General features: G+C 71.7%; 27 protein-coding genes and 1 pseudogene. 17 read left to right on the forward strand and 11 right to left on the reverse strand.

Going from position 1 to position 23,870, the window contains the following annotated elements; genetic code table 11:
- Position 1: 1 nt before the first annotated feature.
- From AC060K_RS06595 to AC060K_RS06630, 8 genes are all read left to right on the forward strand, one after another.
- On the forward strand, positions 2 to 922 hold the full coding sequence (locus AC060K_RS06595; protein WP_483764625.1) for a hypothetical protein: 921 nt from the start codon (positions 2 to 4) through the stop codon (positions 920 to 922).
- 89 nt (positions 923 to 1,011) lie between these two features.
- A complete protein-coding gene (locus AC060K_RS06600) occupies positions 1,012 to 1,281 on the forward strand; it encodes a hypothetical protein (protein WP_483764626.1) in 270 nt (89 codons plus the stop codon).
- 78 nt (positions 1,282 to 1,359) lie between these two features.
- Positions 1,360 to 1,785 (forward strand): TadE/TadG family type IV pilus assembly protein, encoded by a 426-nt coding sequence (locus AC060K_RS06605; protein WP_483764627.1) that lies wholly within the window; start codon positions 1,360 to 1,362, stop codon positions 1,783 to 1,785.
- Between the two features lie 80 nt (positions 1,786 to 1,865).
- On the forward strand, positions 1,866 to 2,264 hold the full coding sequence (locus tag AC060K_RS06610) for a TadE/TadG family type IV pilus assembly protein (protein WP_483764628.1): 399 nt from the start codon (positions 1,866 to 1,868) through the stop codon (positions 2,262 to 2,264).
- Positions 2,261 to 2,734 carry a pilus assembly protein TadG-related protein gene (locus AC060K_RS06615; protein WP_483764629.1) on the forward strand — a complete coding sequence of 158 codons (474 nt, stop codon included), beginning with the start codon at positions 2,261 to 2,263 and terminating at the stop codon, positions 2,732 to 2,734. The genes AC060K_RS06610 and AC060K_RS06615 overlap by 4 nt, the downstream gene beginning before the upstream one ends.
- Entirely contained in the window at positions 2,734 to 6,975 is a 4,242-nt protein-coding gene (locus AC060K_RS06620; protein ID WP_483764630.1) for a LysM peptidoglycan-binding domain-containing protein, read from the forward strand. The genes AC060K_RS06615 and AC060K_RS06620 overlap by 1 nt, the downstream gene beginning before the upstream one ends.
- 148 nt (positions 6,976 to 7,123) lie before the next feature.
- Entirely contained in the window at positions 7,124 to 7,783 is a 660-nt protein-coding gene (locus AC060K_RS06625) for a hypothetical protein (RefSeq protein WP_483764631.1), read from the forward strand.
- Between the two features lie 482 nt (positions 7,784 to 8,265).
- On the forward strand, positions 8,266 to 8,748 hold the full coding sequence (locus AC060K_RS06630; protein ID WP_483764632.1) for a hypothetical protein: 483 nt from the start codon (positions 8,266 to 8,268) through the stop codon (positions 8,746 to 8,748).
- A gap of 13 nt (positions 8,749 to 8,761) precedes the next feature.
- On the opposite strand, the gene AC060K_RS06635 is transcribed toward AC060K_RS06630, so the two are convergent.
- From AC060K_RS06635 to AC060K_RS06645, 3 genes are all read right to left on the reverse strand, one after another.
- Positions 8,762 to 9,199 carry a very short patch repair endonuclease gene (locus tag AC060K_RS06635; RefSeq protein ID WP_483764633.1) on the reverse strand — a complete coding sequence of 146 codons (438 nt, stop codon included), beginning with the start codon at positions 9,197 to 9,199 and terminating at the stop codon, positions 8,762 to 8,764.
- 58 nt (positions 9,200 to 9,257) lie between these two features.
- Positions 9,258 to 9,860 (reverse strand): DUF4291 domain-containing protein, encoded by a 603-nt coding sequence (locus AC060K_RS06640; RefSeq protein WP_483764634.1) that lies wholly within the window; start codon positions 9,858 to 9,860, stop codon positions 9,258 to 9,260.
- Between the two features lie 102 nt (positions 9,861 to 9,962).
- A complete protein-coding gene (locus AC060K_RS06645) occupies positions 9,963 to 10,175 on the reverse strand; it encodes a helix-hairpin-helix domain-containing protein (protein WP_483764635.1) in 213 nt (70 codons plus the stop codon).
- 73 nt (positions 10,176 to 10,248) lie between these two features.
- Between AC060K_RS06645 and AC060K_RS06650 the strand changes: the two genes are divergently transcribed.
- On the forward strand, positions 10,249 to 11,100 hold the full coding sequence (locus AC060K_RS06650) for a hypothetical protein (protein ID WP_483764636.1): 852 nt from the start codon (positions 10,249 to 10,251) through the stop codon (positions 11,098 to 11,100).
- A 6-nt stretch (positions 11,101 to 11,106) separates the two neighbouring features.
- Here AC060K_RS06650 and AC060K_RS06655 read toward each other — a convergent pair whose 3' ends face one another.
- Positions 11,107 to 11,622: a DUF6232 family protein gene (locus AC060K_RS06655; RefSeq protein WP_483764637.1), complete on the reverse strand. Its 516-nt coding sequence runs from the start codon at positions 11,620 to 11,622 to the stop codon at positions 11,107 to 11,109.
- Positions 11,623 to 11,782: 160 nt separating this feature from the next.
- Here AC060K_RS06655 and AC060K_RS06660 point away from each other — a divergent pair, with 160 nt between their 5' ends.
- Together AC060K_RS06660 and AC060K_RS06665 are read left to right on the forward strand one after the other, a co-directional pair.
- Positions 11,783 to 12,073 (forward strand): DUF4287 domain-containing protein, encoded by a 291-nt coding sequence (locus AC060K_RS06660; protein WP_483764638.1) that lies wholly within the window; start codon positions 11,783 to 11,785, stop codon positions 12,071 to 12,073.
- A gap of 53 nt (positions 12,074 to 12,126) precedes the next feature.
- Positions 12,127 to 12,954 (forward strand): hypothetical protein, encoded by an 828-nt coding sequence (locus AC060K_RS06665; protein WP_483764639.1) that lies wholly within the window; start codon positions 12,127 to 12,129, stop codon positions 12,952 to 12,954.
- A gap of 14 nt (positions 12,955 to 12,968) precedes the next feature.
- On the opposite strand, the gene AC060K_RS06670 is transcribed toward AC060K_RS06665, so the two are convergent.
- The 3 genes from AC060K_RS06670 to AC060K_RS06680 all read right to left on the reverse strand — a co-directional run bounded on the left by AC060K_RS06670 (position 12,969) and on the right by AC060K_RS06680 (position 15,679).
- Positions 12,969 to 13,505: a hypothetical protein gene (locus AC060K_RS06670; RefSeq protein WP_483764640.1), complete on the reverse strand. Its 537-nt coding sequence runs from the start codon at positions 13,503 to 13,505 to the stop codon at positions 12,969 to 12,971.
- Positions 13,506 to 13,755: 250 nt separating this feature from the next.
- On the reverse strand, positions 13,756 to 14,310 hold the full coding sequence (locus AC060K_RS06675; RefSeq protein ID WP_483764641.1) for a prepilin peptidase: 555 nt from the start codon (positions 14,308 to 14,310) through the stop codon (positions 13,756 to 13,758).
- Between the two features lie 34 nt (positions 14,311 to 14,344).
- A complete protein-coding gene (locus AC060K_RS06680; RefSeq protein WP_483764642.1) occupies positions 14,345 to 15,679 on the reverse strand; it encodes an MFS transporter in 1,335 nt (444 codons plus the stop codon).
- A gap of 121 nt (positions 15,680 to 15,800) precedes the next feature.
- Here AC060K_RS06680 and AC060K_RS06685 point away from each other — a divergent pair, with 121 nt between their 5' ends.
- Entirely contained in the window at positions 15,801 to 16,385 is a 585-nt protein-coding gene (locus AC060K_RS06685; protein ID WP_483764643.1) for a DUF6318 family protein, read from the forward strand.
- 278 nt (positions 16,386 to 16,663) lie between these two features.
- Complete coding sequence (locus AC060K_RS06690) at positions 16,664 to 17,296, forward strand: hypothetical protein (protein WP_483764644.1); 633 nt, start codon at positions 16,664 to 16,666, stop codon at positions 17,294 to 17,296.
- Here the strand turns inward: AC060K_RS06690 and hutI are convergent, their stop codons facing one another.
- On the reverse strand, positions 17,297 to 18,436 hold the full coding sequence (gene hutI / locus AC060K_RS06695) for an imidazolonepropionase (RefSeq protein WP_483764645.1): 1,140 nt from the start codon (positions 18,434 to 18,436) through the stop codon (positions 17,297 to 17,299).
- A 59-nt stretch (positions 18,437 to 18,495) separates the two neighbouring features.
- On the opposite strand from hutI, the gene AC060K_RS06700 reads away from it, so the two are divergent.
- Positions 18,496 to 18,999 (forward strand): endonuclease V, encoded by a 504-nt coding sequence (locus AC060K_RS06700; RefSeq protein WP_483764646.1) that lies wholly within the window; start codon positions 18,496 to 18,498, stop codon positions 18,997 to 18,999.
- Positions 19,000 to 19,113: 114 nt separating this feature from the next.
- Here AC060K_RS06700 and AC060K_RS06705 read toward each other — a convergent pair whose 3' ends face one another.
- Entirely contained in the window at positions 19,114 to 19,578 is a 465-nt protein-coding gene (locus AC060K_RS06705; protein ID WP_483764647.1) for a DUF6194 family protein, read from the reverse strand.
- 40 nt (positions 19,579 to 19,618) lie between these two features.
- Between AC060K_RS06705 and AC060K_RS06710 the strand changes: the two genes are divergently transcribed.
- On the forward strand, positions 19,619 to 20,335 hold the full coding sequence (locus AC060K_RS06710; protein ID WP_483764648.1) for a MerR family transcriptional regulator: 717 nt from the start codon (positions 19,619 to 19,621) through the stop codon (positions 20,333 to 20,335).
- Here the strand turns inward: AC060K_RS06710 and AC060K_RS06715 are convergent.
- Together AC060K_RS06715 and AC060K_RS06720 are read right to left on the reverse strand one after the other, a co-directional pair.
- Positions 20,321 to 20,905 (reverse strand): M20/M25/M40 family metallo-hydrolase, encoded by a 585-nt coding sequence (locus tag AC060K_RS06715; RefSeq protein WP_483764649.1) that lies wholly within the window; start codon positions 20,903 to 20,905, stop codon positions 20,321 to 20,323. The genes AC060K_RS06710 and AC060K_RS06715 overlap by 15 nt on opposite strands.
- A 314-nt stretch (positions 20,906 to 21,219) precedes the next feature.
- Positions 21,220 to 21,591: pseudogene (locus AC060K_RS06720) on the reverse strand (allantoate amidohydrolase); the annotation flags it as partial.
- Positions 21,592 to 21,622: 31 nt separating this feature from the next.
- On the opposite strand from AC060K_RS06720, the gene hutU reads away from it, so the two are divergent.
- Together hutU and AC060K_RS06730 are read left to right on the forward strand one after the other, a co-directional pair.
- Positions 21,623 to 23,275: a urocanate hydratase gene (gene hutU / locus AC060K_RS06725; RefSeq protein WP_483764650.1), complete on the forward strand. Its 1,653-nt coding sequence runs from the start codon at positions 21,623 to 21,625 to the stop codon at positions 23,273 to 23,275.
- Positions 23,272 to 23,870: amidohydrolase family protein (locus tag AC060K_RS06730; protein WP_483764651.1), on the forward strand; the 599-nt coding region annotated here is incomplete at its 3' end. The genes hutU and AC060K_RS06730, both read left to right, overlap by 4 nt.

Consider the following 23,870-nt stretch of genomic DNA (forward strand, 5'->3'; position numbering starts at 1 on the left):
CATGTGGCCGATCGCCGTTGCCGCCGGGGTCGTGGGCGGGCTGGGCCTGCTGCTCGTCATCCGCGAGCTCACCCCCAGCCTCCCGCGCCTCCAGTCGGCGCTGGACCGCCTGAGCGGCGCCGACCAGGTAGCACCGATCACGATGTCCGACGACGGCGACGTCACCCGGGTGCAGCACCTCACCCAGGTCTTCGGGGCCTGGGCGCAGCGGCGACTGCCGTCGTCCGTGCTGGGGCGCCTGGGGCCCACCGCGTCCGACCTCGACCTGATCGGCAAGACCGCGACGGACCACTACGGCGAGAAGGCGCTCGGCGCGACCATCACCCTCGTGTCCGTGCCGTTCCTCGGCCTGTGCGCCGGGCTGCTCAACCTGGGGCTGCCGGTGTCGGTGCCGTTCGGCGCCTCGCTCGTGCTGTCGGTCGCCGCCTGGTTCCTGCCGGACCTGGACGCGCGGTCGAAGGCGCGTCGCGCGCGGCAGGAGTTCGCCCGGGCCGTGTCCACGTACCTGGAGCTCATCGCGATCGAGCGGATCTCGGGTGCCGGAGCCACGCAGTCCACCTTCGCGGCGGCCGAGGTGGCCCGGAGCTGGCCGTTCCGCCGGATCGCCGCCGCCTTGGAGCGCGGACGCTGGGAGGGACAGCCGCCGTGGACCTCGCTGCGCGAGCTCGGCGCCGAGACGGGGGTCGACGCTCTCGGGGAGGTGGCGTCGATCGTCGAGCTGGCCGGCACACAGGGGTCGGCGATCCACGACCAGCTCCAGTCGAAGGCCGCGGCCATGCGCGACGCCCAGCTCGACGTGGAGCAGCAGCTCGCCCACGACGCGACGGTCAGGATGACCGTTCCGGGAACCTTGACCGTTTTCGTGTACTTCTTGATGCTGATCTTCCCTATCGGCGTAACGATGTTTGATCAAGCACCTTGACCGGGCCGGTCTCATCGGTTCTGGTACTCGTGTCACACGAACGTGTGACCGTCCATTTGTAGAACCTGACAGCACAACGGGGAGTCGCGATGTCACGTATCAACCTGCACCCTGCCTCCCGGGCCGCGGCCCGGGCTCACCAGCGCGCCACGGGCGCCGGATCGGCTGTGGCCGAGCGGTTCGCCGCGCGCCACGCCGAGCTGCGTGACCGGCTGGCCGCACGCCGCGCAGGCACGCCGGAGGACGAGGGGCTCGAGTCGATCGAGGTCGTCGTGCTGTCGGTGGTGGGCCTGGGGATCGTGATCGCCCTCGGCGCGGCGATCACCGCGCTGGTCGAGGAGTGGATGGCACGGCTCTGACCGGTACCCCGACCCATCCCGAGCACGTGAGCGAGACCCCACGATCGAGAAGCCACCCCAGCCGCAGGAGGTCCCAGGATGAGCGAACGCGTTCGCCCTGGGACCACCCCTGCCCGGGAGACGGATAGCGAGGCGGGCGTCGCCTCGCTGCAGACGGTGATCACCTACCCCATCGTGCTGCTGCTGATCTTCGGCATGGTGCAGGGCGTCATCTACTACCACGCGCAGAACACCGCCCAGTCGGTCGCGAACGGTGCCGTGCAGGCCGCACGCGTCGAGGGCGGCAGCATCGAAGCGGGTCAGCGGGAGGCCGCGGCCCGGATCGCACGTGCTGGCGACGGCGTCTTTGCGAGCGTCCAGGTCTCGGTGGACCGGGGGGCTACCCAGGCTACGGCGACCGTGACCGGGCTGGCGCCATCGATCGTGCCGGGCCTGCGAGGGCTGCGGATCGTGCAGACCGCCACCGGCCCGGTAGAGCGGTTCACCTCGGCGGGTGCGCCGTGAGCGGGCGGTCGGCGATCGCTCGGCGGGCGCGCGGGTGGCGGGCGCGTGCGGCCTCGGCACGGCACGACGAGGCCGGGAACGTGGCGGTGAACACCGCGGTGATCTTCCCGGTCCTCCTCCTCGTCGGGATGCTGCTCATCATGGCGGGGCGGCTGGTCCTGGCAGAGGGCGTGGTGCAGTCCGCGGCGAACGAGGCCGCGCGATCCGCGTCGATCAGCCGTACGGCGGCAGTGGCCGCCGCGCAGGCGCTGACGACGGCGACCACCACGCTGGCGAACTCGAACGTGCGCTGCTCGCAGACGACGGTGCAGCCCGACACGCAGGCGTTCCAGTTGCCGCTGGGCGAGACGGGGACGGTCCGGGTCACGGTGTCGTGCGTGGTCCCGCTCGCAGACCTCGGTCTGCCCGGGGCGCCGGGCAGCCGGACCATCACGGCGACAGGCACGTCGGTGCTCGACGCATACAGGGGGCGGTCATGAGGCGGTGGTCCAACGTGTTCCGAAGGCAGGAGGACCGGAGGCCGGATCCCGGCGTCCTCCGGGACGAGCGCGGCGAGGTCTCGATCCTCGCTGCCGGCCTGGTACCGGCGCTGATCATCGCGATCGGCCTGGTCGTGGACGGCGGCGGCAAGCTGCACGCCAACGACGAGGCGCAGTACGCGGCCGAGCAGGCAGCGCGCGCCGCTGCCCAGCAGATCGGTATCGCCGCCGCCATGAACGGTGACGCCCCGAGGATCGACCCCGCTGCCGCCATCGCCGCCGCCGACGCGAACCTCGCAGCCGCGGGCGTCGAGGGCGACGTGGTCGCGGTGAACGGGGCCACGGTCACCGTGCGCGCAGAGGTCACCTACCAGACCAGGTTCCTGCCGATGATCGGCATCAACCAGCTGACCGCCGAGGCGACAGCCGAGGCCCGAGCAGTCCGCGGTATCGGGGAGGAGGCCCCATGATGAGCACCTCGACCCTCAACACCACGCCTCAGGTCCCGCCGTCCCTGGGTGTGCGGCTGGCGCGCGGCCTCGGTGCCGTGCTGGTGCTGCTCGTGCTCGTGGTCGGCATCCCGGTGGGCCTGTGGGTCTTCGGCGGGCCCATCGTGACGGGACCCGTGTCCTGGGAGAGCGTGGTCGCCACGCTCAGCGCCCCCGACGTGACCGGCACTGTGCTGCTCGGCCTCGTCAAGGTGGTGGGCTGGCTCGCCTGGCTGACCTTCACGGTCGCCGTCCTGATCGAGGTCGTCGCCGCCGTTCGCGGCGTGCGCTCGCCCCGCCTCGCCGGGCTGGGGGCCCAGCAGCGTGCTGCGGCCGCTCTCGTCGGTGCGGTGGTGCTGATGCTCGTCTCGGCACCGGCCGCGGGTCCGGCCTTCGCTGCCCCCGCATCGGCCGGGCAGCCGGCGGAGCTCACCGCAGTTTCTTCCCTCGCCGAGGCGCAGGGAACCATGACGGCCGGGGTAGGGGAAGCAACCGCGACGACGGGGGGCGACGTCGCGAGCCGGGGGGCAGTTGCCGCCCCTACCCCGGCGCCCGCCACGTACACCGTGAAGCCGGGTGACTCGCTGTGGCGTATCGCCGCCGACACCCTGGGTGACGGCACGCGCTTCAAGGAGATCGCGAACCTGAACTACGGCGTGCCGCAGGCCGGCGGTGCGTCGCTCGACGGGTCGCACTGGATCGAGCCGGGCTGGGTGCTGACGCTCCCGGCGGACGCCGCGGTGGCCGCACCGGCCGCCGAGGTGGTGCCTGCCGTGTCGACCGACGGAGCAGCGACCTCGGCGGAAGCGGGCACTCACACCGTCGCGCCGGGTGACACGCTGTGGGAGATCGCGGAGGAGAAGCTTGGCGACGGCGCCAAGTACCCCGAGCTCTACGAGGCGTCGCGTGGCACCGTCCAGCCGGACGGCGCGCAGCTCGCCGACCCGGACCTCATCCGGCCGGGCTGGAACATCACCGTGCCCGGCGCGGCGGCCACCGCCGCTGCGGTGGAGGGCGCGTCGGTGGTGACACCCGCTCCCGAGCCGGCGCCCGCACCCGCCGACGCGGCCCCGGCTCCGGCGGAGGGTGCGCCCGAAGCGGCTCCTGAAGCCGCTCCCGAGGCGGCGGGCGAGGCGGCGTCAGGCGCTGCACGCGCCGGAGCCGTGGCGGAGAAGTCGGGCGAGGCCGCCGGCGCGGGCGCCCCTGCCGCCGAGGCCCCGGGGGTTGCCACCCCGGAGCCCGTCGCAGAGGCCGACCTGTCGACACCCGAGATCGCCGAGTCGGCACCGGCGGAGGCCGCTCCCGCGGCCGAACCCGCGCCTGAGCAGGCGCCGGCCGCCGAGCAGGTGGCGCCGGGGGCTGTCGTCCCGCCCGAGGCCGCCCAGGCGCCCGAGCAGGCGCCGGCCGAGGCCGCGCCTGAGACGCCCAGCGCGTTCCCGTCGGCGCCGTACCCGGAAGCGTCGGTGTTCGGCGAGAACGAGGCGCTCAGCATGCCCGCACCCGTCGCCGCACCGCCTGCGGCCGAACCGACGTATCCGGTGGTCACGCCGGAAGACCTCGCGAGCGAACCCACCCTTCAGCCGGTGGACCCGTGGGCTGACCTGGCGCCTGATGACGGCGCCGCTCCGGAGACCGGTCTGGGATCGGTGCCCGTCGAGCCGACGTCCGCTGCGGTACCGGACGTTGCGGCTGCTGAGCCCGGGACGGTCACCGCTCCCGAGACGAACCCTGCTCCCGAGGCGGCTGCCGTACCCGAGGCCGGCGTGCCTGCACCCGAGGTCGGCGCTCCCACGGACGCCGCGACCGACCTCGGTGCCGAGGCCGGTGGAGTCACCGAGGAGACCCCGGTCGAAGCCGCGCCCGCTGCACCCCCGATCGAGGCCGGCGGTGCACCTGGGGCGGGCGACGTCGTCGGGCAGGAGGAGCTGGCCGGCGTGCCCGAGGTGGCCGTGGAGTCTGCGCCGCCCGTAGCGGCACAGGGCCGGTCCGCCGACGAGGCGGGTGCGACGGCGAGCGAGGCAGCTGGCGAGGCTGCAGAACCCGAGGCCACCGATCCGGCGCTCGCGGCGGCGCTCGCGGACGCCGACCTCGGAGCGGAGCTCGAGGAGATCGTCGACATCCGGACGGTCACCGGTGTGGGCGGGCTCCTGGCGGCAGGCATCCTGGCGCTGGTGGCAGCCCGTCGTGCGGAGGCCCGACGTCGCCGCAAGCCGGGCGAGCGCCTCGCGCTGCCGGCCGAGGGGTCGCCCGCGGCCGCGCTCGAGCAGCAGCTCCGCGCCGTGGAGGACACGTTCGGGCGGGAGCAGGTCGACCTGGCGCTGCGCGGCCTGGCGCAGTGGCACCGTGAGCGCGGGCTCGCACTGCCGGGTGTTCGCGTTGCCCGCCTGAAGAGCGGCGAGTTCCTGGAGCTGTACCTGGACCGGCCGGCGGACCTGCCGCGGCCCTGGATCAGCACCTCCGACCGGTACGTCTGGCAGCTCGCCGCCGGTGAGGCCGACGAGCTCGTCGCCACGGCCGACGGCGAGGCGCTGCCCGACGCCCCCTACCCGTCGCTGGTGACCATCGGGCACGACGACGAGAACACCCACCTCCTGCTGGACCTGGAGAACATCGCCTGCCTCGACATCCGAGGGACGGACGAAGCGGCGCAGGCGACGCTCTCCGCGCTCGCGATCGAGCTGGCGACGAGCCTTTGGGCCGACGACTTGCAGGTCACGGTCGTGGGCGCCCTCGGCGACCTGCCTGGCGTGGTCGACACCGGGAGGGTGCGGCACGTGCCGAGCCTCGCCGGGATCGTGCGCGAGCTGGAGGCCCGCGCGGCCGACGTGGAGCGCACCCTCGCGCAGGTGGGCGCGCACAGCGTGGCCGACGCGCGGGGCCGTGGGCTCGCGATGGACGCCTGGACGCCGGAGATCCTGCTCGTGGGGGAGCGGCTGGGGACCGCTGAGAGGACCGCGCTGGAGGCCCTGGTCGACAGGGTTCCTGGCGTGGGGATCGCCGCTGTGACGTCGAGTGCCGACCTGGGGGAGTGGGTCTTGGACCTGACCGGTGAGCTGACCGGAGGAGATACGTCGCGCGGGGTGCTGGTGCCCGCGTACATCGCGCTGCGACCGCAGCAGCTCGATACCGCGACGTATGCGCAGGCGCTCGAGCTGCTGGCCGACCCGGAGACGGTGCCAGGACCGGAGTGGGGCCGGCACCTCGCGCCGGAGGAGCCGCGGATCGCGGACATCCAGGTGCAGGCGGTGCCGGTGGGGGCGGCTGCACGCCGTGCCTTCGGCGGCGGTGTCGACCTCGCCGAGCGGCCGACCGCCGCACCATTGGCGCTCGCCGAAGGTCCGGCGCCGGAGCCTGTCCCGTCGGCGGACGGGCAGGGGGGACCTGGCGGCGGTGTCGGGTCGGGAGACTTCGACCCGCTGACGCCCCCTGTGGAGCCCAAGCCCGCGCGCACGCCTGTGGTGCGGGTGCTCGGGACGGTCGAGCTCGCCGGGGTGCAGGGCACGCCGCTGCCGGCGTCGCACCAGCGTCAGGCCCTCGAGCTTGTCGCGTACCTGGCCTTCAACCCCGGGGCGCGAGGAGCCGACATCTCGCGGGCGCTGTGGCCCTCGCGCGAGCCGAACCTGGCGACGCGGCGGTCCGCCGTGTCGCGGGCACGGCGCTGGATGGGCGTGGACGCGTACGGGTACGAGCACCTGCCGCGGTACTGGTCGTCCGACGACGGTGCGCAGGTGGACCAGGAGTCCGCCGGCTACCGGCTGCGTGGCGTCACGACCGACTGGGACCAGTTCTGCGAGCTCGTGGGGCCCGACGTGACCACCGCGCCCATGGAGAACCTGCTGAGCGCGCTGTCCCTCGTGCGCGGCCGGCCGTTCGAGGACGCACCGGCGCGCAAGTACGTGTGGGCGGAGACAATCCTCCAGGAGATCACCGCGGGGGTCGTCGACGTGGCGCACGAGGTGGCGCGCCGGGCGCTCGCGTCCGGTGACGTGGCGCTCGCGCGGGAGGCGTCGCGCGTTGGCCGGCTCGTGGACCCTGTGGACGAGCGCTCGTGGCGCAACGGAATCCGAGCAGAATGGGCCGGCGGGCGGGTGGACGCCGTGGGTCGGCTCGTCGACCGGCTTCGGGACCACCTCGAGCAGCTCGAGCTGGAGCCCGAGCCGGAGACCGAGGAGCTCATCTCCGAGATGCACGCGCTGGCTGGCAGGCGCACGCGGGGGCGGTGACCGCGGTCCTTGGTCGGGGCTTGGCCTGACCGACGAGGCTCGCATGTCCGCTCTTGGTGAGATGTTGTGAATTATCACAGCGCTGCCTTGCCCGAAGCGCGTTTCCGCCGGAACCTTGATGGGTTGGCCGACCCAGAAGGAGCTGTCCATGCCGTCGCAGACCGTGACGCCGCTTCGCGTCGTTGCTGTGCTTGCTGCCCTCGTGGTGGCGGGCGCGGTGTCCGTGGGGGTGGGGTCCCTGATGGGCGACGACAGCGACCAGCGCCTGGGCGCGATCCCGGCGCCGCCGCCGAGCTCACCGTCTCCGTCGCCCTCGCCACCCGAGGTGGCCGCCGGGCCGTCGCCTGAGCCGACGACGCCGGAGGAGCTCAAGGCGAAGAACATCGCAGAGGCGAAGCAGTTGGTTGTGGACTTCTATGCCGCAGAGGCCGCCGTGGCGAACGGCGGGTACGCGGGATGGCAGGAGAGGCTGCGGGTCTTCTGGGCTGGATTAATGATCCCAAGGGCCGCCCAGACGGTGTACAACAATGCTGAGGCGTCGGGCCACTACACGTCAGGAGCGCCGGTTGTCGATGCCATCCAGGTTGTCAAGTATGAAGAGGACCCGGTGGCAGGGCTAGAACGAATCTCGCTGGACGTGTGCACAGATTTCACCGCCGTAAAACTCTATGACGGCAGTGGCGTGGAGGTGCCCAGAGACGCTTCGGTGCCGACTCGCTACGTTCTTGGCTATGAAATTGGGCACCAAGGACACGACGGCGTCTGGGCGATCTACCAGCAGCAGGCGCGTTTGGCGGAGCCATGCTGAGGCGACATGCTATTGCTGCCGCACTAATCATGGCCTGCTCCCTATTCGGGGCAGTCGCAGTTCCTTCATCCGCTGCTGCGGTGCCTCCAGGATGTGTAGAGGTGGTCCTGCCTAATGGCACGGTTGGACTTGTCTGCGAGGATGGCGAGGGTTCCGGGGATCCAGGTACCCCCGGGGGGCCGGGTGAAGGTGGCGGCGGGAATCGTGTTTGCCGGGACATGGGACAGGAAATCCCTTGTACATCTCCGTATGGTTCTTGGAATGGGCAGTGCTACGTTCGTGCGATGTCACCTCCGCCGCCGTTTTCCAGCCCCGTCTGGCGGGGCAATACGGATGGCGTCATTCTGGAATGCACGTCGTATATGTGTGCACAAGCTGGTGGGGACGTTACTCAATGTCCCGGATACTCAGCCGACTGGGCACCACAGGCGCCGGACGCCGGTCCCAGCCCCGAGGAACTCGCTCGTCGGGCCTATACCCAGATGCAGCTCACCATGGGTGAGATTGGCAGCACGCCGCCGAGCACCGCAACAAAGCCCGGTGCGATGGGCGTCATTGGCCTCCCCATGTGGCTCTGGGTGGCGAACCCGGCCGAGAACACTGTCGGCCCCATCACGCGCACGGCCTCGGACGGCGGCCTCTCCGTCACCGCAACGGGCACCCTCGACCGGATCACGTGGACGCTCACGGACCGCGACACGGGTATCGCCCGCGCCACCGTCACCTGCCGTGGTGCCAACGCGGCTGGAACGCCCTACGACGGCCGCGACAACGCCTCGCCGTCGCCTACTTGTGGCATTCCCGCGAACCTGAACCAGTACGCGGGCAACTTCACGTTGTCTGCGACGGCTTACTGGACGGTCGAGTGGGAAGGCGGGGATCAGGAGGGCTCGATCCCCGTCCCGCCTCAAACGAACAGCACCCCGGTCACCATCGGCGAACTTCAGGTCCTCCTGTCCCGCTGACAGGAGTACGGGCTCAGGCGCCCTCGTCGTCCGTCGTCCCCCGGACGATGATCTCGACCACGTCAGCGGCTGCGACAGGGTCCTCGTGCTCCCAGAACCGCAGCACGGTCCACCCGAGCCCGATCAGGTGGGAATTGGTCTCGGCATCTCGCGCGACGTTCCGTTCGAGTTTCTCGCGCCACCACGCGGAGTTGGCGGCGGGCGCGGTTCCGTGGACGGGGCAGCAGTGCCAGAAGCACCCGTCCACGAAGACGACCACCTTGGCCCCGCTGAACGTCAGGTCGGCCCGGCGACGAGGCAAGCCGGGCAGGGGCGAGTCCACCCGGAACCGCAGCCCACGTCGATGCAGCTCCCGTCGGAGGGCGACTTCACATGCCGTGTCACGTCGCGCTTGCCGTGACATACGCCGGGAAGTAGCAGGGTCGGTCACGACGTCGTCGTCATTCGCCACGTGGCGCGCGCCTCCTCCCTGGGATGTGAGGCGACGCTAATGCTTCATCCTGGGTAGCTCAAAGCCCGGAGACAGTCCTCGAATCCTCTGCGGTCGCTCCGACGGTCCGCGCCACGTCCTCGGGCAGCGGATACGCACGTTCCACCGGCAACAAGGCACGCTCCCCGCCCCGCAGCCGGCGTACCACGTCGGTGATGTCGTCGATACCGACGATCCACTCATCCACATAGCTGTGCGCCGCAGAGCCGCCCAGACCCACTTGGAGCGATCGCCACGGCAATGGCTGGCCCTCAGGAGCCCGCTCCGGATCCCATTGCACCCGCACGGGACTCGTCCGGGACTTCTCCCGCCATTCAGCGGCGTCCGCATACAACCCACGCTCGAAGTGGCTCAGACACGAAGCCCGCAGTGCCGACTCGAACCCGTCCCGCGACATGCGTACGGCGAGAACCCGCTCCTGCCCGGGATTCGTCGCCCAGCCGCAGCGGTACATCATCCACAGGAACGACGGCTTGATCCACGTCATCCGTTCCCGCTTGAACGGAGCGACGAACGTGCCGGCGGCCACTGCGGCGCGCGCAATCTCCGGAGAGTACGCCTGGTAAACCGTGATGGTGGTGTCGTCGAAGGTCGCCCGGACCTGACGGTGTGGGGGAGTCACGAGTCGGGAGCCTAGGGAGCAGGGTTCCAGACGTCACGGAGATTCCGCTGCCCGCTCAAGCCCAACCTGGTGCACCCGCCCAGCCCGGCGTCGTCGTCGGGCCTACTCCTCGGCCCACGCCATGCCACGCGCGGCCAGCTCCTCACCGAGGATCCGGACCGCCTTCGGGCCTACGCCGTGGATCGCCAGCAACGCCCTGGGCGCGGTCCGAGCGAGGTGCTCGAACCGCGTGATGCCGTTGAGAGCGAGCTCGCGCGTGGCGACCTTGCCGATGGTGCGCGGGAACTCGGTCTCCGGGGGGCCACCTTCAGTCATGCAGCAACGATCACCCGGCCCTGCTGCCCAGGCAACCCTCGACAGTGCCCACCATCCACGCCAGGGTTGTCCCATGACCGACGCCCCGCTCGTCGACCCGCCTGCCTACGGCACCGCCGATGACGCCGCCGCAGCGACGCCCGCCGCACCTTCACCCGGCCAGCCGTCGACCGGCCCGACGGACCCTGCCCGCAACCTCGCGCTGCTCGGCATCCTCGCCCTGGTGCTCGGTGCCTGGATGATCGTCCCGATGACGCTCATCGAGGAGGGTTCGCGCCTCGACTTCGGCTTTACTCAGTCCAACGTGATCTACCTGGTCGCCAACACGGGGATCGGCGCGACGATCCTGCTCGCCGCGGGCGCGGTCACGCTCGGCTTGCGCGGCCTGCTGACCGCCGCCACGGTCGTGGGCGGCCTGAACCTCGTGGTGCAGCTCGGGATCTTCGTGGTCCAGCTCGTCGAGGACGCCCGCCCGGAGCTGGCCTACGCGACGCTCGGCGCGTGCGGCATCCTCGCCATGGTTGCCGCGGCACTGGCGGTCGGCTGGAAGGGTCTCCGCGGCCCGACGGCGGCCCGTGTGGTCGCCCTGGTCCTCGTGCTTGCGGCCGCACTGTGGCACTCGTCGATGCCGTACCTGCTGTCGGACCACTTTGCCAACCTGCCGCTGATCGCCGTCGTCTACTCGCTCGTGGGCGCCGTGGCGGGGATCGCTGCGGTCGGCCTGCTGGGCTTACCGAACGTCAGGACGCGCTGGGTGGCCGTCGGCCTGCTCGCGTACTTCGTGCTCGGGGGCCTCTTCGGGCTGCCGCAGCTGGGCCGGTTCGTCCCGGACGCCATGCACTTCGTGGTGACCCAGGTCCTGAGCCTGGTGCTGGAGGCGGTCGCGCTGGTGCTGGCGATCCTGGCGGCGCGCAGGAGCCGCTGAGCCGGCTCAGACCGTCGTCACCGTCGCCAGCACCTCGACGCCGTTCGTGATGACCGTGATCTCGTCCTCATAGGCGACGTCGCGGTCGTACATGGCGTCCCGGAGCGCGTCGGCCAGCGCCGTCAGCTTGTCGGCCTCCCGGCTGCACAGCATCGCCGTACGTCCGCCGGTGGTGTGCAGCTCGAGCACCTGGAACGCAGGCCAGGGCCGGGTCGCTCCCACCATGGCCCGGATCCGGAACAGCAGGAAGAGCGCGGAGGGGACGAAGAAGGTCAGGCCGTAGACGACCATCGGCTGCAGGCCGCGGTCGAACCCGTAGGCCAGGACCAGGAGCGAGCCCAGTGCCACGAAGCTCGCGAGGAACACCCCGATCCCCGGGACCATCTCGAGCGGCCGGTGCGCGGGCACCACCTTGCGGGGCACGATCCCGGTGATGTGGTTCAGCGGATACACGGCTGCGCCCACCAGCAGGTTGCCGCCAGTGATCGCGACCGTGGTGGAGCCGTACTTGTACGTGGTCATGAGCCCCCTCCGACGCCGTCGGGCATTGCAACGTAGCGCCCGCCGGCGTCACGAGACAAGGGTGAAGCGGCAGGTCAGGGACGATGAGTTTGTGTCGGAAGCGCCGTCTACGGTGTGAGAGTGCGGCGCGAGCGTCGCCGACGACCGAGAGGAATCCACCATGTCCTTCCAGGCCTATCTCGACGCCGTTGAGACCAAGACCGGGCTCACGCCACGCCAGCTCGTCGACCTGGCACACGAGCGCGGATTCGGCGCCGACACCAAGGCGGGACCCATCCTCGAGTGGCTCAAGGAGGACTACGACCTCGGTCGCGGCCATGGGATGGCCCTCGTCCACGTCATCAAGAACGGGCCCACGATCAGCACCAAGCACGTGGGGACGGACGGGGCGCACCATGACGAGTCGGACACATTGTGGCTCGACGGCAAGGCGACGAAGCCGGCCTCGTAGGACGTTGCCTCGGTCGTCGACCGCTGTGGGTGGGGTCTGGCAAGGTTGCGCGCATGACGGAAGTTCCACCCCCGACACGTGACGCCGGGCGCGGCTTCGCCACCCTCGGGATCTTCCTGGCCACATTCGCGGCGTGGGTCTCGTTGCCGATCAGCCTGTGGAAGGCCGCACCCGACCTGAGCTTTGGCTTCACGCAGGACAACGTCATCTTCCTGGTTGCGGCTTCGAGCCTCCTCGCGACCGTCACCTTCGCCGCCGGGGCCGTGGGCCTGGGGACACGAGGTCTTGTGGTCGCGGCTCTTGTGGTGACGAGCCTGCAGCTCGGCCTCCACCTTGCCATCGGTGTGGCGCAGCATGTGCTCGGGGCGCGGCCGGCACTCATCCTCGGCACCACGGCCGCAGCTCTGGTGCTGGCGGTGACGCTCGTCGGCGTCGTGGTCGGGTGGTTCGCGTCCCGTCGCGGCACGACGGCGATGCGGGGGCTGGCTCTCGGCGTCGTTGTCGCCGCAGGCTGCTTGATCGTGTTTCACGAGGCGAGCGCGCTGGTCCCGTACCTCGACCTGGCCGACGCCGTCCCGCTGATCCTCACGACCGTGCTCGCCAACGTCGCCGTCGTCCTGGCCACGGGGTTCCTGGGACTGTCCCGGGAACGTGCCCGGTACATCGCCGCGGGGCTCTTCGGGCTCCTGGTCGCCTGGTTCGTGGTGGGCGAGTCCTGGAGCTTCGGCGTGGACCGGTACTACCTCGAGCACACGGTCGGCTCGGCGGTCCGGGCGGTCGCGTACTTGGCTGCGGCCGTCCTGGCCGTGCGTGCCGGGCTACGGCTGCCTGGTCGGCAGCCTGCGGACGCGGACGCGGACGCGGATCAGGCGGCTACCTGATCGAACCGCTGGGTTCAGGTGGGGAGCACGCCGCGTGATCGCAGCGTCTCGAGGATCTCCACTGTCGACCCGGTCACGGCAGCCGCACCGTGCACCATCGCCCGGTCCGCCAGCTCGCCCGACCCATGGATGACGACAGGCATCAGCGGGTCCGTCCGGCGGACAGCGTCGAGGAGCCGGAGACCGGCGTCCGGCACGGCGACCTGCCCTTCGCGCCGGGTCATGGTGGTGACTACCGCGCCGTAGGAGTGGTCCCGGACGAGCTGCAGCGCTTCGTCGGTGCTGGCCGCGAGGTCGACCGACACGCTGCGCCGCCGGAGGCCGTCGATCGTGAGGGCCTGGGACTCGGGTGTGTCGTCGACCCACAGGACCGACGCGGGACGGACCCAGGGTGGGTCGACCCGGTCGCTCGGAGCGGTTCCGCCGGGCGTGCTCGCGCCGCCGGGGACGAGATCCGGAAACCCCTGAGGTGGGGTGGTCACCTTGTCCGGCGGAGGCGTTGCCTCGAACTCGGCGAGCGGCAGTGCGCGGACCGCCGACCGCAGCTCCATCACCTGCTGCTGCAGGTCGTCGATGAGTGCGGCCTGCTGGTCGCTGAGCTGCTTGACGGTGAGCTTCTGGCCGCCGATCTCGAGGTGACCTCCGACCCGTTCAGCAGCGCGACGAGCTGCTGCCGGAACATGAGGAGCACCGCGAGCACGAGCAGGGGCCAGAGGAGGCTGGCGATCGCGCTGAGAAGGTCGGCCACCGGGAGAGCGTAGCGACGGAATGCCGGGTTTGGGTGGAGTCGCTGGTCTCCGGTCAGCCGAGCCAGAGGTGGAGCGACACCGCGACGAACCAGCCCGCGACGAGCGCCGGGCCGAACGGGATCCGCTCGTCGCGGCGACGTCGGGCGAGCCGCCACACAGCAAGCGGGAACACGAGCAGGTAGGGGATCACGAGGGATCCGACCGCCGGTGCCCAGCCGAGCCAGCCTGCGGCTGCGGAGAGGACCGCGGCGAGCCGTAGGTCTCCACGTCCCGTGCCGCCGACGAACCACTTGATCCAGAACAGGCCGGCGACGAGCAGTCCGGTGACGAGCCCGCGCCCGAGAGGCCACCAGGCCTGGTCGGTGACAGCGGACCACAACGCCCACACGGCGACGGTCCCGGCGAGGACCTGCACCAGGACGGTCGGGATGCGATGCTCCGCGAGGTCCACCGCGATGACCGGCCCGCCGACCAGCGCTACCCCCACCATCGGGACGGCGAACCCCCACGAGCCGGTCGCCACGACGACCAGGATGGCAACCGCGACCAGCCCGGCAGACAGGAGGACCCCGCGCCGTGCGTGCGGGTGGTGCGCCGCCACGTTCATGCCGTCTCTTGTCCGGCTCGCGCTCGCGCGCGGCTCACGCTGGTTCTCCTGACCCGCGCGGGGCGGTGCCGGCCGGTTCCTCCGCCGGGTCACCGGCCGGCACGCGTGCGCCGCGGGCCCACATCAGCACGGAGGCTGCGACGTACGCGACGGACAGCCCGGCGAAGAGCCCTGGCGACCAGCCCGAGTCGGGTACCAGGAAGGCGGCGAGGGCCGCCGCACCCACGAACGCCGCGTTGTAGAGCACGTCGTAGAAGGCGAAGGCGCGGCCGCGGTACTGGTCGGTGGAGTCGCGCTGCACGATCGTGTCGACCGCGATCTTGGCACCCTGCGCGGCAAGGCCGAGGAGCAGGGCCGCCGTGAGGACCACGACCCGGCTCGGCTCGGGCACGAGCAGGAGCTCCGATGCTGCCGCCAGCAGCAGCATGATCGCGATCCACGTCTGCGGGGTCATCCGCCGGGCCAGCACCGCCGTCAGGATGATCGCGAGGCCGCCGCCCACGCCGATCATCGCGATCACGGTCGCGAAAGTCGCGAGCCCGGAACCGGCGTCGCCCGGCTCCGCCAGCAGGTTGCGCGAAATCAGGATCGACGCGATGAACACCACCCCGTACAGGAAGCGGTGGAACGCCATGATCAGCAGGGCCTGGCCCGGCGTGCGCCGGGCGGCGAGGTACCGCGCTCCGTCGGCAAGCCCGCGAGCAACGTTCACGACCTCGCTCCGGATGGCGCCCGACGCCGGCCGCTCCGGACCCAGCAGATCTCGCCGCATGCGCAGCGCGAGGAGGGCGGCAAGGCCCATCACCACCCCGGCACAGGCGAGGGCGGTCGCGTCTCGGGTGCGACCTTCGGGCAGCCCGAGTCCCAGGATGAACCCGATGCCGCCACCCAGGAATGCCGCCCCCGCGCCGAGGGTGGGGGTGAGGGAGTTCGCGGTGAGTAGCAGGTCGCGCGGGACCACCCGCGGCAACCCCGCGCTCAGCCCGGCGAGGAGGAAGCGGTTCACGGACAGGGCGGCGAGCCCCAGCACGTAGATCACCGGGGTGACCCCCTGCGTGAGCATCGCGACCGCCATGAGGCCGCAGAGCACGAAGCGCACGACATTGCCGACGAAGAGCACCTGACGCCGCTGCCACCGGTCCAGGAAGACGCCCGCGAAGGGCCCGACGATCGTGAACGGTGCCAGCATCGTCGCGAACGCCGCGGCGATCGCCGGTGCGCTGCCCTGCGACTCGGGGCTGAAGAACAGAAGGCTGGCCAGCCCTACCTGGAACATGCCGTCGCCCGCCTGCGACACCAGGCGCACGACGAACAGCCTCCGGAAGCCCGGGAGTCTGAGGAGCGTGCGGAGCTCGGCGAGAACGGTCACGTGAACACCCTAGTGACCGGCGGAGATGGTTGCTTGAGGTTATCCACAGGCCCCGGTATCGGGATCGACGATTCGTCGTTAGCGTCGGGGACGGTCGTTGCCGATACGCAAGGGGGGCGTCATGGTTCGACGAGTCGTGGGCTGGGCCGTGGTGCTGGCCGTGGTGATCGGCGTGGGCGGGTGTACGGGGGAGGCCACGCCTTCGCCGTCACCGACGGGCGTGACTGTTGCGCCCACTGCATCCGCGTCTGCCTCGGCGACCCCGCCGGCCAAGCCTGAGCGGCCGGAGGCGATGGAGCGCGACGACGCGGAGGGGGCTGCGGCGGCGGCGGAGTACTTCTTGTCGCTGAGGTCATACATGATGGCGACTGGTGACACCGCGGAGTGGGAGGCGATGTCCCATAGCTCGTGCGGCTTCTGTAGTGCCGATCTTGAGCAGGCACGGCAGATCACCGAGCGTGGGGATGTCTTCTCGGGCGGCGAGATCACCTCGGACGTGACCCAGACTTACGATCCCGATCCATTGACGGGAATTGTTCCGTTGGACGTCGTGATGGATGAGGCGACGACGACAATAAGGGACTCTGCGGGAAAGACCCTCATGGCTGTGGAGCGAACTGTCGAAACCAACCGCGTCGAGATGGCACGACTAGATGGGGAATGGGTCGTCGTCGAGGTCGCATCGCTACCCGTGGGAAGCGGGTGATACAGATGTCAACGTCGGTCATCGTTCGGAAATGTGCAGTGGTCCTGGCGGCCAGTGCTCTGGCGACTGCTGCTCCGTCGGCATACGCCAATGACGATCCCGTCTATCTTTCTGGCAATACGCGAGCCGACAGCGGCTCCGTCAACGTCGACGCCCGGCAACCCGGATCAGGCAGTACTTCTTCCGAGACCACCGACTCCGCGACCTCAGACGTCCCCGTCGTCCGGGAGTGGCGTGCCACTCCCGAGCTCTGCTGGCTGTTCGACCTCGACGGCGCCGTGATGCAGCTCGAGGAGACGTGCGCGGACGGCAACCGGGTGGCGTACGGCGGCCTGGCGTGCCCCGAGGGCCAGGTCGCGGTCGCGGCGCTCTACCGCCAGACCCGCACCGACAGTGCCAGCTCGGGCGACGGCTGGTCGCCCGCGGAGATGGTGGAGCCCGAGGCGTGCACCACGCCCGTCGACCTCGCGATGCTGGCTGCGGAGGCGTTCGCCTCCATGGCTATCCAGCCGTCGCCGCTCGTGGTGCAGCCGCCTGACGGCTGGACCCTCGTCAACGTCGACACCATCACGTACACCACGGACGTCGCGCAGGAGCTCGACACCGTGCTCCTCGGAACGCCCGTCACCATCCGGGCCGTCCCCCACCAGTTCACGTGGGACTACGGCGACGGCACGGTGACGAGCACGAGCGATCCCGGCGCGGCCTGGCCCCACCACACCGTCGCACACGCCTACGCGATGCCGGGCGAGACGGAGATCAGCCTGACCACGAGGTGGCGCGGCCAGTTCCGGGTCGCAGGCGAGACCGCGTGGCGGGACGTGCCGGGAGAGGCGACCACGACGTCGTCGTCGGGCGCTATCGCCGTGCACGAGGCCCGGACGCGGATGGTCGAGGACACGCTGCCCTGATCATCGGCCGGTGAGAACCTCCGCGACAAGCGGAACCCCCGGCCGGTACGACAGATGCACGTGGGAGGGTGCGTCGAGCACCAGGAGGTCGGCGCGTGCGCCCACCACGAGGCGCCCCACGTCGTCGCGCCGGAGGGCCGCGGCCCCACCCACCGTCGACGCGCGCAGCGCCTCGAGCGGGCTGAGGCCCATCTCCCGTACCCCGAGCGCGATCGCCAGCGGCATCGAGCTGGAGTAGCCCGACCCGGGGTTGCAGTCGGTCGCGAGAGCGACGGTCACGCCCGCGGCGAGGAATCGCCGCGCGTCCGGGTAGGGGGAGCGGGTGGAGAACTCGACGGTGGGTAGCAGGGTCGCGACCACGCCCGCGTCGGCGAGGTTGCGGAGGTCGTCGTCGGACGCGTAGGTGCAATGGTCCGCGGAGGCGGCCCTCACCTCGCACGCGACGGTGATCCCCGGCCCAGGCCCCAGCTGGTTGGCATGGATCCGTGGGGCGAGACCACGGCCGGCACCCGCGCGGAGAACCTGGCGCGCGGCGTCGGCATCGAACGCGCCGCGCTCGCAGAAGACGTCGATCCAGCGGGCGTGAGGGGCGCAGGCGTCGAGCATGGGCCCGGTGACCAGGTCCACGTAGTCCTCCGGCGTGGTGCCCGGCGGGACCACGTGCGCACCCAGGAACGTGGTCTCGGGCGTGACCTCCCGGGCGAGGCGCAGGGACCGGGCCTCGTCGTCGACCGTGAGGCCGTACCCGCTCTTCACCTCGACGGTCGTGGTGCCCTGCCGCCGCATCTCGCCGACGAGGCGCGCCAGGTTGGCCCGCAGGTCGTCGTCGGACGCGGCGCGCGTCGCGGCGACAGTGGTCCGGATTCCGCCCGCCTCATAGGGGCGGCCTGCCATCCGGGCCTCGAACTCCGCGGCGCGGTCCCCGGCGAACACGAGGTGGGCGTGCGAGTCCACGAAGCCCGGGACGACGGCGCGCCCGCCCACGTCGCGCACCTCGTCGGCCGGAGGGGCGCTCGCGGCCGAGCCGGTCCAGGCCACCCGGCCGTCCTCCACCACCAGGGCGGCGTCTCGCACGACGTCGCCCCGCTCGGGATCGAAGGCGACGAGCTCGCCGATGCCGGTGAGGAGAAGACTGGCCACGCTGCTGATCCTGCCGCACCCGCCGCGCGGCGGGGCCGCGGGCTGGGAGGATGTCCGGCATGGGGCGATTCGGAGCGGTGGACGTGCAGTACCCGGTCGACGGCGGCGCACGGGCCGCGCTGGTCGTCGCCCCGACCGCGGACTTCGGGGAGCTGGTCGAGGAGCGCACCCACTGGCTCGAGGACGTCGCCGAGTACCGGCCCGGCGCCTTCTACGAGCGCGAGCTGCCGCCGGTGCGCGCCCTGCTCGCCACGACCGAACCGCTCGACGTGCTCGTCGTGGACGGCTACGTGGACCTCGACCCCGCCGGCCGCGCCGGCCTCGGCGCGCACGTCCACGCGGCCGGTCTCGCGCCGGTGGTGGTGGGCGTCGCCAAGACCGCTTTCCACGCCGCGACGCACGCCGCGCCCGTGACCCGCGGCCGCTCGGTCCGGCCGCTGTGGGTGACCGCGGTGGGTCTCAGCGTGGGCGTCGCGGCGGACCTGGTGCGCGGCATGGCCGGCGACGCCCGGCTCCCCGACGCCTTGCGCCGCGTGGACCGCCTGGCGCGCGGGGCGACATAGTTCCGCACGGGGATGTCACTCACGGTCGACAATGTCACCGTCGGTGACACCTCCGGGAGCAACCATGTTGCTCCCTCGGGCGGCAGGGGACCGACGGGGCGCCGGCCGCAGAGCTCACGCCCGGCGACGCTCGAACCGCGCACGGGCTGCAACGTGCGCGTCGCCGATCAGCCGCAGCACCAGGTCGCCGCACCGGTCGCTGGGATTCACCACAGAGATCCAGCCGAGGGACCCGTACACGGGGTGGGGGAGGACGACGTCGTCGGCGGCGAAGTCACGTGGCAGTGCGAGGTGACGGGGCTCCTCGCCCGTGAGATCGCGGAACGTGGCACCGTTGACGCGGATGTTCACGCGCCAACGCCCCTCCGGATCGAGACGGGAGGCGGTGTCGTCGGGGTAGTTCTTCGTGACGACGGTCGCGTACGGCTGGGTGTTCTGCGGCATGACGCCGTCGGGGGCGTAGTAGAAGTAGGCGTCGCCCCAGGCGAGCTCAGGGAAGCTGGCGTCCCCGGCCTGGGGCGCCACCACGAGGGAACCTTCGAAGCCTCGCACTGCCGCGAGGATCTGGTCGATACTCATGGTTCAAGCATCACCTTCAAGTGCTTCTGTGGGGTTGGACATGCCAGAGGGCTCGCTGCGTACCACCGACGTCGCCCGCGAGACGGGGTACTCGGTGCAGCAGGTCCGCGACCTCGAACGACTTGGCATCATCCCGCCCGCCAGGCGGCAGGCCAACGGTTACCGGTCGTACGGGCCTGCCCACGTGCAGGCGCTCCGGGCATACCGAGGTCTCGCGACGGCGGCGGGCCCAGTCGTCGCCCGGCGTCTCCTGTCCGCGCTCCGGACGGCGACCCTCGCCGAGGCCGCCGCCGCGATCGCTGACGTGCACGTCGGCCTCGCCAGGCAACGGGATCAGGCGCTCCGCGCTCAGGCCGCCCTGAGCGCCATCGAGAGCGAGACGCGTGGTGACGGCCCGGCGAGCGAGCGGGACTCGATGACCATCACCGGCCTGGCCGCCGCGCTCGGAGTCCGCCCTTCAACGCTGCGCTTCCGGGAGCAGGAGGGCCTCGTCACCCCTGAGCGGGTCACCTCGCTGCGAGCCCGCCGGTACGGACCGACGGCCGTCGACGAGGCGCGCGTGGTCGCTGCTCTGCGTGGCAGCGGCTATGGGATCCCTGCCGTGCGAGAGGTGGTGGCGACCCTTCGCGAGCTCGAGGGTCTCACCGCCGCCCGCCGCATCCTGGACCGGCGCCTCGACCAGGTAGCGGACCGCCTGGTCGCGCTGCTCCGCGCGGGCGCGGCCCTCGCGGCGGTCATCGAGTCACGTGACCAGTGACTCGAGCACGTCAGCGAGCGCCGCAACGCCCGAGAGCGCGTCCGGGATGGTGAGGTGCTCGGCCGGTGAGTGCGACACCCCGGTCTCGTTCCGCACGAACAGCATCGCGGAGGGGATCCCGGCCTGCTGGAGGATGCCGGCGTCGTGCCCGGCACCGGTCGGGATCGCCGGCACCGGCGTCCGCGCCCCGCCCCGGGCACCGTCCAGCGTGGTCGCCAGCCGCCGCGTCAGCCCGGCGTCGAACAGCACCTCGCCCGACACGGACTCCGCAGTCAGCTGCACGGTGGTCCCGTCCGCGGCGGCCCGGGCCGTGGCGGCCGACGACACCTCACCGAGGAGCGCCTCGAGCTCCGCCTCCGACGACGCCCGTGCGTCCAGCCAGGCACTGACCTGCGAGGGGATCGCGTTGGTCCCGTTGGGCCGCACCTCGAGCCGGCCGAAGGTCGCGCGCCGCACGCGACCCGCGCCAGGGCCGCCCGACGGGTCTGCACCGTCTCCGGCGCGCGCTGCCCCGGCCGCCGCCAGCGCCGTCGCCGCGTAGGTGAGCATGGGGTCGTGCCGGTCAGCCATCCGCGTGGTCCTGCGTGGTCGGCGTGCCCGCAGAAGTCGAACCGGTACCGCCCGTGCGGCCAGATCGCGCTCCCGAGTCCGACGGCGACGCCGCGGTGCACCAGGTCGCGCCCTTGCTCGGCGTGCAGCTCGACGAAGCACGCGACGCCGTCGAGCAGTGTCGACACCCCACCGGGGACGACGTCTCCCAGCGCGATGCCGTCCCGGTCCCGCAGCCCGCGCGCCGCGTCCCACGGGAGGAGCCCTGTCGCGAGCCGCGACCCGAGGCAGGCGAGCCCGAACCGCGACCCTTCTTCCTCGACAAAGACCCCGATCCCCAGGGGCACCCGGGGTGTGACACCCCGCTCGCGCAGCAGGTCGACCGCCGCGAGCGCCGACACGACACCGAGCGGCCCGTCGAACGCGCCGCCGTCGAGCACGGAGTCGAGGTGCGACCCGGTGAGCACGGCACCTTCTCTGCCCGATGCCGGCTGCTCGCCCGGGTCCCACCACGCCACGACGTTGCCGAACGCGTCAGTCTCGAGATCGAGGCCACGGGCGGACGCGCCCTCGGCGAACCACGCCGCGGCCTCCCGCTCCGCTGCGAGGAAGGGCTGCCGGAAGTACCCGCCGGTGGCAGCCACGCGTCCGACGGGAAGGAGGTCGTGCCACAGCTGCTCGAACGTCACCCGCACATTGGACCTCACGCGGTGCTGGCACGCGTGCTAGACCTTGGCCATGGAAGGCTCCCGCACCGTCCGCGCGACCCGCGGCACCACACTCACCGCTCGCAGCTGGCAGACCGAAGCCCCGCTGCGGATGCTCATGAACAACCTCGACCCGGAGGTGGCTGAACGACCCGACGATCTCGTGGTCTACGGCGGCACCGGCCGCGCCGCCCGGAGCTGGCCGGCGTACGACGCGATCGTCCGCACCCTCACCGACCTGCGTGAGGACGAGACTCTGCTGGTCCAGTCGGGCAAGCCCGTGGGCGTGCTGCAGACGCACGAATGGGCGCCGCGCGTGCTCATCGCGAACTCGAACCTGGTGGGCGACTGGGCGACGTGGCCCGAGTTCCGCCGCCTCGAGGCCCTCGGCCTCACGATGTACGGGCAGATGACCGCCGGCTCATGGATCTACATCGGCACGCAGGGGATCGTGCAGGGCACCTATGAGACGTTCAGCGCGGTCGCCGAGAAGCGATTCGGCGGAGCCCTTGCCGGAACCCTCACCCTGACCGCGGGCTGTGGCGGCATGGGCGGCGCCCAGCCCCTCGCCGTGACGCTGAACGACGGCGTGTGCCTCATCGTCGACGTGGACCCGGCCCGCCTCGCCCGGCGGGTGGACCACCGCTACCTGGACGCCGTCGCCGAGGACCTGGACGAGGCCGTCGCTCTCGCGGCCGCCGCGAAGAGGGAACGCCGCGCGTACTCGGTGGGTGTCGTCGGCAACGCGGCCGAGGTCTTCCCGGAGCTGCTGCGCCGTGGGGTCGAGATCGACATCGTCACCGACCAGACGAGCGCCCACGACCCCCTCTCCTACCTTCCGGCGGGTATCGCCCTCGAGGACTGGGCCTCCGCGGCGCAGGCCGACCCCGACGCCTTCACCGACCGGGCCCGCGAGTCGATGGCCCGGCACGTCGAGGCGATGGTCGGGTTCCAGGACGCGGGCGCCGAGGTGTTCGACTACGGCAACTCCATCCGCGACGAGGCCCGCCAGGGCGGGTACGGGCGCGCGTTCGACTTCCCCGGCTTCGTGCCCGCGTACATCCGGCCGCTGTTCGCCGAGGGCAAGGGCCCGTTCCGCTGGGCGGCACTCTCCGGCGACCCGCGCGACATCGCCGCGACCGACCGCGCCGTCCTCGACCTCTTCCCCGACGACGACAAGCTGCACCGCTGGATCCGCGGCGCCCAGGAGCGGATCGCGTTCCAGGGCCTGCCGGCCCGCATCTGCTGGCTCGGCTACGGCGAGCGTGACCGGGCGGGCCTGGCCTTCAACGACCTGGTCGCGTCGGGCGAGGTGACCGCGCCGCTGGTCATCGGCCGCGACCACCTCGACGCCGGGTCGGTCGCCTCCCCGTACCGCGAGACGGAGTCGATGCTCGACGGTTCCGACGCCATCGCCGACTGGCCGCTGCTCAACGCGCTCACCGCGGCGTCGTCGGGCGCGACCTGGGTCTCGATCCACCATGGCGGCGGCGTCGGGATCGGACGCTCGATCCACGCCGGGCAGGTGTCCGTCGCAGACGGCACGCCCCTCGCCGCCGCGAAGCTCGCGCGCGTCCTGTCCAACGACCCCGCGACGGGCGTGATCCGCCACGTCGACGCCGGCTACGACCGGGCGGTCGAGGTTGCCGCCGAGCGCGGCGTCCGCACGCCCATGGCCGAATGACGCTCTGGTACGCCGACCACGCCTGGCTCGGCGGCCAGACCGCCACCCCGGGCGTGGTGATCCGCACGGAGGGGGAGGTCGTCGCGGAGGTGCGCGACGGCGTCGGGCACCCTCCCGAGGGCGCCACGCACCTGCACGGCCTCACCCTGCCCGCGTTCGCGAACGGGCACTCGCACGCGTTCCACCGCGCGCTGCGGGGCCGCACCCACCGCGGCGGCGGCACGTTCTGGACCTGGCGGGACGACATGTACCAGGTCGCTGAGCGGCTGGACCCGGAGTCGTACTACCGGCTCGCGCGCGCCGTGTACGCGGAGATGGCGCTCGCGGGCTACGGCGCGGTCGGGGAGTTCCACTACCTGCACCGCGCGCCCGGCGGCGCGGCGTACTCCGACCCGCACGCCATGTCCTGGGCGCTGGTGGAGGCCGCCCGCGACGCCGGGATCCGGCTCACCCTGCTCGACACCGCCTACCTCGCGGGCGGCGTGCGGGGCGAGGCGCTCTCGCCGGTGCAGCGGCGGTTCTCCGACGGGGACGTGGAGGCGTGGGCGTCGCGGATGGAGTCGTTCGGCACTTTGCTTCGGCAGTCTGTCGTCGG

The organism is Antribacter sp. NEAU-D49 (assembly GCF_057158775.1).